This is a genomic window from Sphingomonas olei (assembly GCF_045369765.1).
GTDB classification, from domain to species: domain Bacteria; phylum Pseudomonadota; class Alphaproteobacteria; order Sphingomonadales; family Sphingomonadaceae; genus Sphingomonas; species Sphingomonas panaciterrae.
Genome location: NZ_JBIQEU010000005.1, coordinates 207,546 through 218,897, shown reverse-complemented (window position 1 = coordinate 218,897; position 11,352 = coordinate 207,546). Strand labels below are relative to the sequence as shown.

Annotated in this window: 11 protein-coding genes; 3 read left to right on the top strand and 8 right to left on the bottom strand. The window is 68.1% G+C overall.

Annotated features, from left to right (window positions below):
• The 5 genes from ACH0BU_RS08745 to rimP form a co-directional block, all read right to left on the bottom strand.
• A partial coding sequence (locus ACH0BU_RS08745; protein WP_500263929.1) for a translation initiation factor IF-2 associated domain-containing protein occupies nucleotides 1-668 on the bottom strand: 668 nt, incomplete at its 3' end.
• On the bottom strand, nucleotides 665-1,411 hold the full coding sequence (locus ACH0BU_RS08740) for a DUF448 domain-containing protein (protein WP_296218449.1): 747 nt from the start codon (nucleotides 1,409-1,411) through the stop codon (nucleotides 665-667). The genes ACH0BU_RS08740 and ACH0BU_RS08745, both read right to left, overlap by 4 nt.
• Before the next feature lie 72 nt (nucleotides 1,412-1,483).
• Nucleotides 1,484-1,720 (bottom strand): tautomerase family protein, encoded by a 237-nt coding sequence (locus tag ACH0BU_RS08735; protein ID WP_125945862.1) that lies wholly within the window; start codon nucleotides 1,718-1,720, stop codon nucleotides 1,484-1,486.
• Nucleotides 1,720-3,351 carry a transcription termination factor NusA gene (nusA, locus tag ACH0BU_RS08730; protein ID WP_125945861.1) on the bottom strand — a complete coding sequence of 544 codons (1,632 nt, stop codon included), beginning with the start codon at nucleotides 3,349-3,351 and terminating at the stop codon, nucleotides 1,720-1,722. The genes ACH0BU_RS08735 and nusA overlap by 1 nt, the downstream gene beginning before the upstream one ends.
• Nucleotides 3,351-3,902: a ribosome maturation protein RimP gene (gene rimP, locus ACH0BU_RS08725; protein ID WP_296218453.1), complete on the bottom strand. Its 552-nt coding sequence runs from the start codon at nucleotides 3,900-3,902 to the stop codon at nucleotides 3,351-3,353. Before rimP ends, nusA begins: the two co-directional genes overlap by 1 nt.
• Nucleotides 3,903-4,137: 235 nt before the next feature.
• Between rimP and ACH0BU_RS08720 the strand changes: the two genes are divergently transcribed.
• A complete protein-coding gene (locus tag ACH0BU_RS08720; protein WP_125945859.1) occupies nucleotides 4,138-4,281 on the top strand; it encodes a lmo0937 family membrane protein in 144 nt (47 codons plus the stop codon).
• Nucleotides 4,282-4,330: 49 nt separating this feature from the next.
• Here ACH0BU_RS08720 and ACH0BU_RS08715 read toward each other — a convergent pair whose 3' ends face one another.
• From ACH0BU_RS08715 to ACH0BU_RS08705, 3 genes are all read right to left on the bottom strand, one after another.
• Nucleotides 4,331-5,647 (bottom strand): dihydrolipoamide acetyltransferase family protein, encoded by a 1,317-nt coding sequence (locus ACH0BU_RS08715; RefSeq protein WP_296218456.1) that lies wholly within the window; start codon nucleotides 5,645-5,647, stop codon nucleotides 4,331-4,333.
• A 104-nt stretch (nucleotides 5,648-5,751) separates the two neighbouring features.
• Nucleotides 5,752-6,756: an alpha-ketoacid dehydrogenase subunit beta gene (locus ACH0BU_RS08710; protein ID WP_046407317.1), complete on the bottom strand. Its 1,005-nt coding sequence runs from the start codon at nucleotides 6,754-6,756 to the stop codon at nucleotides 5,752-5,754.
• 193 nt (nucleotides 6,757-6,949) lie between these two features.
• Nucleotides 6,950-8,236, bottom strand: coding sequence for a 3-methyl-2-oxobutanoate dehydrogenase (2-methylpropanoyl-transferring) subunit alpha (locus ACH0BU_RS08705; RefSeq protein ID WP_125945857.1), 1,287 nt, complete (start codon nucleotides 8,234-8,236; stop codon nucleotides 6,950-6,952).
• Between the two features lie 221 nt (nucleotides 8,237-8,457).
• On the opposite strand from ACH0BU_RS08705, the gene ACH0BU_RS08700 reads away from it, so the two are divergent.
• Together ACH0BU_RS08700 and ACH0BU_RS08695 are read left to right on the top strand one after the other, a co-directional pair.
• Nucleotides 8,458-9,213, top strand: a complete 756-nt coding sequence (locus ACH0BU_RS08700) for an ImuA family protein (protein ID WP_241212641.1) — start codon at nucleotides 8,458-8,460, stop codon at nucleotides 9,211-9,213.
• On the top strand, nucleotides 9,122-11,341 hold the full coding sequence (locus ACH0BU_RS08695) for a DUF6504 family protein (protein WP_314472279.1): 2,220 nt from the start codon (nucleotides 9,122-9,124) through the stop codon (nucleotides 11,339-11,341). The genes ACH0BU_RS08700 and ACH0BU_RS08695 overlap by 92 nt, the downstream gene beginning before the upstream one ends.
• Nucleotides 11,342-11,352: the final 11 nt, after the last annotated feature.

Genomic DNA, 11,352 nt, shown 5'->3' with positions numbered 1-11,352 from the left:
GCCGCTACCGGCGCGGCCGGTGCCGGCGTCGGCGGAGCCGGCGCCTCGACGACTGGTGCCTTGGGCTCGGGCGCGGGAGGCGGCGGCGGCGGGGCCACCGGACGGAACATGATCGGCGCACCCGTGCGCACCATCAGCGGCTCTTCGGCCGGGGGCGCGGGGGGTGCAGCCGCCGGGGTCTCAGCCACCGGCTCGGGTGCCGCCGGAGCAGCCTCGGGCGCAGGCGCAGCCTCGGCCGCGGCGGCAGCAGCGGCACGCTCCTCGGCGCGGCGCTTCTCTTCCTCGGCCGCGCGGGCACGCTCGGCCTCCTCGCGGTGCCGCTGTTCCTCCAGCGCACGCATGCGCTGCTCCTCGGCCTCGCGCAGCAGGCGGGCCTGCCGCTCCTGCGGGGTCTCGTTGGACGGGGCGCGCGGCGGTGCGGGCGGCTCAGCGCGCGGTGCGGGCGCGGCGGGCGCCTCGACTTCCGCCGGTGCCGGCGCGGCAACCTGCTCCGTCGGCGCGGGGTCGCCCGGCTTGCGGAAGGTGCGGGCCTTCTTGGTTTCCACGATCACCGTATTGGAGCGGCCGTGGCTGAAGCTTTGCTTCACCTTGCCGGTCTCGACGGTGCGTCGGACGCCCAGAGGCGCGCGCATGCCAAGTTTCGGCTTATCGTTGTCGGTCTCGCTCACTCAAATTCCTCGTGTGTCGTCACGGCCGGTACATGCCCGGAAAGCTCGGGCGCCGATGCGCCTTGCGCGGCCGTTGCGCAAGGTGCGGAGGTCAGACCACCCACCAAAGTATCACTTTGATGAGCTTCTGGGCTATCAGGGCCGATAAAGCGGCGCCAGCGATCGAGCGCGTCGCTCAACCTGCCGGCCGCCATGCGGTCGGTGACGCCGATATGTACCACGTTTTCGCGGCCCAGCGCCATCGACAATATGGGGCGTGGTATCGGCAGAACCAAGCCCCCCAGTCCGCTGCCCTCGCGGTTGGATCCGACTCGCCAGGCCTGGGCCAGCTTGCGCCGCCCGTCCTCGCTCGCGTCCGCGGCATGGTACAATGCGTGCAGCCGGCCGGCGCGCGCCGCCTCGGCAATGCGGTCCGATCCGGTCAGCACGGTGCCCGCGCGCGATTCCAGCCCCAGCCGGTCGAGCGCCTGGCGCTCCAGCGCGGCGGCGATCATCCCGGGCAGATCATCGGGAATGATCATCTCGCCGGTCTTGAACGCCCGCGCCAGCGCCCCGCGCAGCTTGCCCTTCGCCTGGGCGGCGGAAAGCTCGGCCGCGGTCACGCCGATCCAGGCCCCGCGGCCCGGCGCCTTGGCACGCACATCGGGCAGCACGCGCCCGTCAGGCGCCAGCACCAGCCGGATCAGGCCGTCGCGCGGTGCTTCCTCGCGCGACAGGATGCAGGTACGAACAGGATCGCTCATGCGCGCGCCTCCCGTCCGGCAACCTGGTGGCTGCCGGCCTGATGTTGGTTGGCGCTGCGGATCGTTAGCCGATCATTGTGAGGGTTCCGCATGCGCGTCTCCCTCTTTCGGTGCGGCAGGCGAGTCGCGATCAACGATCAGCACGCCGCCGGCACCGTAATTCTCCGTCGAAACTTCCTCGATCACGATCTGGACCGCGGCGGGATTCTTGCCCAGCCGCGTGACCAGCGAGGACGTGACGTCAGCCACGATCCCCGCCTTCTGCTCCCTGGATGCGGAGCCTGCCAGTCTGATCGACACGAACGGCATCAGGCCTCCGACTCCTCCGTCGCAACATCGGCCGTCGCGGCATCGGCCGGCGCGGCCTCCTCATCATCGAACCAATGCGCACGGGCAGCCATGATGATCTCATTGCCCTGCTCTTCGGTCAGGCCATATTCGCCCAGCACACCGCCCTTGTGCTCGGGACGGCGCGGTGCGTCCTCGTTGCGGCGGCGCGGCTCGGCACGCTTCTTCTCGATCAATTCGTCGGTGGCGAGGTCGGCGACATCGTCCAGCGTCTTGATCCCGGCCTTGCCCAGCGTGACCAGCATCGCTTCGGTCAGGTGCGGCAGCTGCGCCACCGCATCCTCGACGCCCAGCGCCTGGCGCGCTTCGCGATTGGCCTGCTCGCGACGCTCGATCGCCTCGGCCGCACGGCTCTGCAGCTCCTGCGCCAGATCCTCGTCGAAGCCTTCGATCGCCGCCAGCTCGTCCAGCTCGACATAGGCGACCTCTTCCAGCTCGGTGAAGCCTTCGGCCACCAGCAGCTGGGCCAGCGTCTCGTCGACGTCCAGCTCGTTCTGGAACGCTTCCGACCGGCTGACGAATTCCTGCTGACGCTTCTCCGACGAATCGGTCTCGGTCATGATGTCGATCGCCTTGGCGGTCAGCTGCGACGCCAGGCGCACGTTCTGACCACGGCGGCCGATGGCAAGGCTCAGCTGGTCGTCGGGAACGACCACCTCGATCCGCTCTTCTTCCTCGTCGATGATCACGCGGCTGACGTTCGCCGGCTGCAGCGCGTTGACGACGAAGGTCGCGATGTCCGGCGACCACGGGATGATGTCGATCTTCTCGCCCTGCATTTCCTGCACGACGGCCTGAACGCGGCTACCCTTCATGCCGACGCATGCGCCGACCGGATCGATCGACGAATCGTGGCTGATGACGCCGATCTTCGCGCGGCTGCCCGGGTCGCGCGCGGCGGCCTTGATCTCGATGATGCCGTCGTAGATTTCGGGCACTTCCTGCGCGAACAGCTTCTTCATGAAGTCGGGGTGCGCGCGCGACAGGAAGATCTGCGGCCCGCGGTTCTCGCGCACCACCTTCAGGATCAGCGACCGGATGCGGTCGTTCACGCGCACCACTTCGCGCGGGATCTGCTGGTCGCGGCGGATGACGCCCTCGGCGCGGCCAAGGTCGACGACAATGTGGCCGAACTCGACACGCTTCACGACGCCGGTGATGATCTCGCCGGCGCGGTCCTTGAATTCCTCATACTGGCGCTCGCGCTCGGCATCGCGAACCTTCTGGAAGATCGTCTGCTTGGCAGCCTGCGCCTGGATTCGGCCGAATTCGATCGGCGGCAGCGGATCGACCAGGAAGTCGCCGACGGTCGCGCCCTTCTGCAGCTTCTGCGCGCCATTGACGTCGACCTGCTTGTAGATGTCGTCGACCTGCTCGACCACTTCAACGACACGCCACAGGCGAAGGTCACCGTTGTTCGGGTCCAGCTTTGCGCGGATGTCCATTTCCTGGCCGTAGCGGGTACGCGCCGCACGCTGGATCGCATCCTCCATCGCCTCGATGACGATCGCCTTGTCGATCATCTTCTCGCTGGCGACGCTGTTGGCGATCGCGATCAGTTCCGCACGGTTCGCGGTGACGCCGGTAGCCATTACTCGGTTTCCTCTGCTTCGATTTCTTCTTCTTCCGCGCCCTCGACGGAGAGCGGGACGGTTGCAGCGATCAATTTGTCGGTCAGCACCAGCTTCGCGTCAGTGATCCGCGCGAAGGGAACGTTGGCCACCGAGCCGGTACGATTGCGGATGGCGATGTCCTCGCCCTCAACGCTGACGATCTCGCCGCGAAACTGCTTCTGCCCGTCGAGCGGCGCGTCCAGCGTCAGCTTCGCCTCATGTCCGGCCCAATCGGTGTAATCCGACAGGCGCGTCAGCGGGCGATCGATGCCGGGGCTCGACACTTCCAGGCGATAGGCGCCCTCGATCGGGTCACGCCCTTCCTCTTCCAGCGCGTCGAGCACGTCGGAGATCCGGCGCGACAGGTCGGCGCAATCGTCGATCGTCAGCTGCCGCGTGTCCGGCCGCTCCGCCATCACCTGCAGCGTGCGCTCGTCACCCTTGCCGAACAGCGCGACACGCACGAGGTCGAACCCGAGTGCCTTGGCCTCGGTCTCGATCATCTGGGTCAGCGCGGCCAAATCCGCCATCGGGTCTCCACATACACACAGGTTGTTGCCGCCGCGGAGCCCTGCCCCGCGACCCCTTGCATCTGGCGATGTAAGAGAAAGCACGGTCAATATAGATCGGGATGCGATGAGGGGCAATCCCCCACTGCCTTCCCTGATCAGTCGCGCCGGCAATGTTTCAAAATGTTGCCAAGAAGGTCGGAACGGGCCGCCCGCGGCATCGTTCACCATATATCACTTGGGAAAGGAACGCGCTTTGCTCTGGACGATCGTTGTCATCCTGCTGGTCCTATGGCTCCTCGGCTTCAGCCTGCATGTCGCTGGCGGCCTGATCCACATCCTGCTGGTGATCGCGCTGATCGTCGGGCTGGTGCAGCTCTTCACCGGCCGCCGCGTCTAGATCCGGTGGCATCACCCCGGGATCCGTCCCGGGGTGACGCGTCCCCGCCTCAGTCGGCGAACAACATCACCGGCGTCTCGAGCAGCTTCTTGACCGCCTGGACATAGCTTGCCGCATCCCAGCCATCGACGACGCGATGGTCGCAGCTGATTGACAGGTTCATCAGCTTGGCGCGGACGATGTCGTCGCCCCGGAACACCGGCCGCTCGACGATCTTGTTCGGCCCGATGATCGCCACTTCCGGCCGGTTGATCACCGGAGTCGTCGCGATCCCGCCCAACGGCCCGAGCGAGGTGACGGTGATCGTCCCGCCGCCCAGCTCCTCGGGCTTCAGCTTCTGCGTCCGCGCCGCTTCCGCGAGACGCCCGATCTCGGCTGCCAGCTGCCAGACATTCTTGTCCTGCGCATCGCGGATCACCGGCACGGTCAGCCCGGCATCGGTCTGCGCCGCCATGCCCAGATGCACCCGGCCCGACCGAGTCACCACGCCCGCCTCGTCATCGTAACGCGCGTTGAGCATCGGGAACTGCGGCAAGGTGCGGCAGATCGCAACGATCAGGAACGGCAGCATGGTCAGCTTCGGCCGCCCGCCACGATTGTCGTTCAGGTCGGCGCGCATCTCCTCCAGCGCGGTCACGTCGATTTCGTCGACATAGGTGAAGTGCGGGATGTTGCGCTTCGACGCGGCCATGTTCTCGGCGATACGGCGGCGCATCCCGATCACCTTGACCTGCTCGTCCTCGCGCGCGCGGCTGGCATGCGGCGCATGATAGCCCTGCCCGCCGGCATAGCGCAGATAGGCGTCCAGGTCGGCGTGGCGGATGCGGTCACCCTCCGACACCTTCACCTGCGAGAGGTCGACGCCTAGATCCTTCGCCCGCGCGCGCACCGCCGGGGAGGCCAGAACAGGAGCCGCCGACGCCGCGGCAGGCGCCACCTCGGCAACCGGCGCAGCAGCCACCGATGCAGCCGGAGCCGGAGCCGGAGCCGGAGTGGCCGGCGCCGCTTCCACCACGTCCTCGACGCCGGGATTCTCCGCCTCGAATGCCGCGGCTTCGTGCGCGCCGCCCAGCTTCTGCTCGACCTCCGCCGCGGTCTCGCCCTCCGGCTCGACCGACGCATCGGCGTCGGTTTCGATCACCACCAGCATCGCGCCGATCGCAATCTGGTCGCCGACCTCGCCGGCCAGCTCGACCACGACGCCCGACACCGGCGATTCCATCTCGACCGTCGCCTTGTCGGTCATCATGTCGGCGATATTCTGGTCTTCCTCGACCCGGTCGCCCACCGCGACATGCCAGCCGACGATCTCCGCCTCGGCAATGCCTTCGCCGATATCGGGCAGCTTAAAGGTGAAACGCGCCATAGCCTGATCCAAATCCGTTCGTGTCGAGCGAAGTCGAGACACTGTCTCGCGAAGCCCCGCCCCTCGACTTCGCGCGGGACGGACGGGGCGGGTGGGACTGGGTGTCAGTCCTTCATGATCTTTTTCAGCGCCATGCCGATGCGCACGGGGCCGGGGAAATACGCCCATTCCAAGCTGTGCGGATACGGCGTGTCGAACCCGGTCACGCGCTCCACCGGCGCTTCCAGGTGATAGAAGCACCGCTCCTGCACCAGCGCCGACAGTTCCGCGCCAAACCCGCCGGTGCGCGTCGCCTCATGCACGATCAGGCAGCGCCCGGTCTTCTTCACGCTCTCCTCGATCGTCTCGATGTCGAGCGGCACCAGCGTGCGCAGGTCGATGATCTCGGCGTCGATGCCGGTATCCTCGACCACCTGGGCGCAGACGTGAACCATCGTGCCATAGGCCAGCATCGTCACCGCCTGGCCCTCGCGCACGACCGCCGCCTTGCCCAGCGGGATCTTGTAATAGCCGGTCGGCACTTCGCCCGCGGGATGCTTTGACCAGTTCGCCGCCGGGCGATCCCAATGGCCGTTGAACGGGCCGTTGTAGATGCGCTTGGGCTCAAAGAAGATGACCGGATCATTGTCCTCGATCGCGGAGATCAGCAGCCCCTTGGCGTCATAGGGCGTCGACGGAATCACCGTCTTCAGGCCGGAGACGTGGGTGAAGATCCCCTCCGGGCTCTGCGAATGGGTCTGCCCGCCGAAAATGCCGCCGCCGAACGGCGAGCGCACCGTGATCGGCGCGGTGAATTCCCCGTCCGAGCGATAGCGCAGCCGTGCCGCCTCGCTCACCAATTGGTCGAGCGCGGGGTAGATGTAATCGGCAAACTGGATCTCGGGCACCGGGCGCAGCCCGTACGCGCCCATGCCGATCGCGACGCCGATGATGCCGATCTCGGTGATCGGCGTGTCGAACACGCGCGTCTTGCCATATTTCGCCTGCAGGCCGGCCGTCGCGCGGAACACGCCGCCGAAATAGCCCACGTCCTCGCCCATCACCACGACGTCGGGGTCGCGCGCCATCAACACGTCCATGGCGGAATTGATCGCCTGGATCATGTTCATGCGCTGGGTGGCGCCGGCGGCGTCGGTCTCCACCGCCGTATTTTCCGCGTTCGTCTCGATCACGTCACTCACCAGGCCAACTCCGTCATCCCAGCGCAGGCGGGGATCCATAAACGCATCATGTCGAAAGAGCCGCCGGGGGCGCGGCCAGTGCTGTTCGCCGTCCGCGCGGCGGCACTCACCGTCGCAGCGCTCACTTCTTGCGCGCCCACGGTCGCCCGCTTTCCTCTTCCTCGGCGATCATCTGCGCCTGCTGTTCGCGCAGATGCCACGGCATCTCCTCGAACACGCCGTCGAACAGCGTGTCGAGCGGCTGGTGCAGGCCATGGCCCAGGATGCCGTTCTTCTCGGCTTCCTTCTGCGCGGCCTTCACCTCGTCGGCGACTTCCTTGTCCATCGTCGCCTGGCGCTCCTCGTCCCATTCGCCGATGGTGATCAGATGATCCTTCAGCCGGCGGATCGGGTCGCCCAGCGGCCATGCGGTCGGCTCGCCCGCGCTGCGATATTGCGACGGGTCGTCGGACGTGGAATGCCCTTCGGCGCGATAGGTGAAATGCTCGATCAGCGTGGGGCCCTGGTTGGTCCGCGCACGCTCCGCCGCCCATTGCGTCGCGGCATAGACCGCCAGCGCGTCATTGCCGTCGACCCGCAGGCCAGCGATGCCATAGCCAACCGCGCGCGCGGCAAAGGTCGTCGCCTCCGCGCCGGCAAAGCCGGAAAAGCTCGAAATCGCCCATTGGTTGTTGACGACGTTGAAGATCACCGGTGCGCGATAGACGGTGGCAAAGGTCAACGCGGAGTGGAAGTCGCCCTCCGCCGTCGATCCCTCGCCGCACCAGGTGGCGGCAATGCGCGTGTCGCCCTTCGATGCGGACGCCATCGCCCAGCCCACCGCCTGCGGGTATTGCGTCGTCAGGTTGCCGGAGATCGAGAAGAAGCTGAAGCGCTTCTCCGAATACATGATCGGCAGCTGCTTGCCCTGCAGCTTGTCGCCCGCATTCGAATAGATCTGGTTCATCATGTCGACCAGCGGGCACCCGCGCGCGATCAGCAGACCCTGCTGGCGATAGGACGGAAAGCACATGTCGTCGGCGTCGAGCGCATAGGCCTGCGGCACGGCCACCGCCTCCTCGCCCAGCGACTTCATGTAGAAGCTCGTCTTGCCCTGCCGCTGCGCGCGGAACATGCGCTCGTCGAACGCGCGCACCGTCGCCATGTGGCGCAACATGCGGCGCAGCGTGTCGGGCGACAGCTTGGGGTCCCACGGGCCAACGGCGCGATTGTCGTCATCGAGCACGCGGACCATCGTATAGACGAGGTCGGTGAACCCGCGCGCGTCCTCGGCAGTGTCCGGGCGGCGCACCGATCCCGCGGCGGGGATCTCCACATCCGAAAAATCGACCGTGTCGCCGGGGCGGAACTTGGGCTCGGGCACATGCAGCGCGAGCGGGGGCAGATTGCTGCGGGCGGCGTCCGCCATAGTTTCTCCGGTTACTTGTTGCACCGGACAACGCGCCGGTGAGCAGATCGAATCCTTGTTATAAAATTTCAACGCACAGCGCCAGCGTCTGCGATGCAAGGAAATGTGACACGACCTTTTCGTCCGCCGAAACCGCCATGGATCATGGTTTCGAGTCGCACGATTGACTCCGCCGCTTGTAGGAACAAAAGAGGAACGTGAGTTTTGAGTGAGTCGTGCCCGTGCCATCCCCTGCCACCATTGCCGAGCTGAGAGAAACGCTCCGCGCCATCGAGGGCGACGGCCATCGCCGGCGCGAGACGCTGCCCTTCGGTGTGGCGGATATGGACTCGCGGCTCGCCGACGGCGGGCTGCGGCTCGATGGGCTGCACGAGGTTGCGGCAAAGGGCGCCGACATGTGCGATGATTCGGCCGCCACCTTGTTCATGGCGGGGATTGCCGCGCGCGCCTGGGGTCCGATCCTGTGGGTCGTGCGCCGGCGCGATCTGTTCGCCCCCGGCCTCTACCAGGCGGGCCTCTCCCCCGAACGCGTCCTTTATGCCGAGGCGCGCGACGATGCCGAAGTGCTCGCGCTGATGGAGGAAGGGCTGCGCCACCGCGGTCTTGGCGCGGTGATCGGCGAGGTAAAGCGCGCTGCCATGCCTGCCACCCGCCGGCTGCAACTCGCCGCCGAAGGGGGCCGCACGATCGCGCTCCTCCTGCGCCGCCATGCGCGCGAGGATGCCGATCCGCTGGCCCCGCCCTCCGCGGCGCTCACCCGCTGGCGGATCGCTTCCGCCCCGTCCGTTCCCCTGCGCTGCGGCAGCATGGGCCGCCCGCGCTGGGCCGTCTCGCTGGTGCGGCAACGCGGCGGCGACCCTTTCGACACTTTGCTGGAGGCCTGCGATGACACGGGTCGTCTCGCTCTACCTGCCGCACTGGGCGATCGATCGCGTGCGCCGGGCCGAGCGTCGCCGCGCACCAACGCCGCGGCCTGAACCGGGCAATTCGCTCGATTCAGGGCCGCTCGATCTCGCGCCGCTGACGGCGGCGGTGGCCGAGGAACAGGTGCTGCAATGCGACGCGCCGAAGAACACCGGCTGGCGCCCCGGCGCGCGCTGGGCGCGCAGCGATGCCGCTGCGCCTGTTGAGAAGCGCTGGTCGCAATCGACGCGCGCCGATGTCGCACGCCAGGTGGAGGCGATGCCCGCGCATCAGCGTCCGCCGATGCGCGAAATGGGCCGCCGCAGCGAGGCCGCCGACCATCCCTTCCGCGCCATGCCGCCGGACGAAGGCGCACGCCCCGTGCCCACGACGCTACCCGTGGGCCCCGATCCCGAGGACGTGCCCAACACTCGCTGGCGCGGCTTCGACGGCCTCGATCCCAACGCCGACGACCGCGCCGCCGCCGCGCTCGCACGGTGGAACGCCATGCCCAGCGTCCGCTACCCCGGCGAGGGACCCCACCCCGACAAATACGCCCGCTGTGGCTCCAACGATGCCGGCGCGCGGGTCCCCGGCGTCGCACCCTTTTTCGACACCGGCCGCACCCTCGCCAACACCGTCGCCCGCGCCAGCAATCTCCAACATCCCGCCCCCAAACCTCACAAGCGCAATGTTCGAGAACTTCCGCCGCCCTTGATCACCGTCCACAAGATCGGCAGCCGCATCGAAATCGCCGCCGCCTCGCCCGAGGCACGCGCCCTCGGCCTCACGCCGGGCATGGCGCTGACTCAGGCGCGCGCCGCCGTCCCAGACATCGACGTGCGTGATGCGGATGCCGCCGGCGACCTCGCCGATCTGCACCGCCTCGCCACTGCGCTCGCCCGTCGCTGGTGCCCGGTGGTCGCACTGTCAGACAGCGATGGCCTGTTCCTGGAGATCAGCGGCACCGCGCACCTCCACGGTGGCGAGGAAGCGATGGCGCGCCGCCTGCTGCGCCTGCTCGCCCGGCTCGGCATCACCGCGCAGCTGGCGATCGCCGACACCGCGGGCGCCGCCTGGGCCTTCGCACGTCAGGCTGCGCCCGCTGCGATCATCCCCCCCGGCGCGCATGTCGCCGCGCTCACCCCGCTGCCGGTCACCGCGCTTCGCCTCGCCGATGGCGCGCGCGAATTGCTCGCCCGGCTCGGCGTGGAGACGATCGGCGAGCTCATGGCGATGCCTCGCGCGCCGCTCGTCCGCCGCTTCGGCAAGACGATCGCGCAGCGGCTCGACCAGGCGACCGGCGCCCTGCCCGAACCGCTCGATCCGATCATCCCGGTGCAGCCGATCGCCGTCACCCGCCGCTTCGCCGAACCGATCGCCACCGCCGATGCGATCGGCCATTGGCTCGCCGGCCTCGTTGATGATCTGGCGGCAGCGCTGGCCAGGGCAGGGGTCGGCGCCCGTTCGCTCGCCTTCGTCGCCGCGCGTGTCGATTCGACCGATCAGGTGATCCGCATCGGTCTCGCGCGCGCCAGCCGCGAACCGTCGCACCTGCTGCGTCTCATTGCCCGCCGGATCGAGGAAATCGACGTTGGCTACGGCCTCGACGCGCTGACGCTTCACCTCGTCCGCGCTGACCCGCTCGGTCCCGAAACGCTGGGCGCGGCGCTTGCCGAACAGCAGGCGCCCGATCTTGCCCCTTTGGTCGACACGCTCGCCAACCGCATCGGCCCGACGCGTTTGTGGCGGCACCAGCCGATCGAAAGCGACGTCCCCGAACGCTCGGTCGCCCCGCTGCCGCCGCTCGATCCCCCCGCCACCGCTGCCACCCGCCTGAAGCGCGACGACGTGCGCCAGCTCGACGGCCGCACGCCCGATCATGCCTGGCACCCGCGCTGGCCGCGCCCCGCACGATTGCTGCGCCGTCCCGAGCCGATCGACCACGTCATGGCCGAAATGCCCGATCATGCGCCGCGCCGCTTCACTTGGCGCGGCCGCCCGCATCGCGTCACCCATTCCGACGGCCCCGAACGGATCACTGGCGAATGGTGGCGCCGCGCGGGCGAGCGCGACGGGGTGCGCGATTATTTCCGAGTCGAGGACGAACAGGGCCACCGCTTCTGGCTGTTCCGCCGCGGCGATGGCGAGCGCGCGGAAACGGGCGATCTCAGCTGGTACATCCATGGCACCTTTGCATGATCCGCATGGTG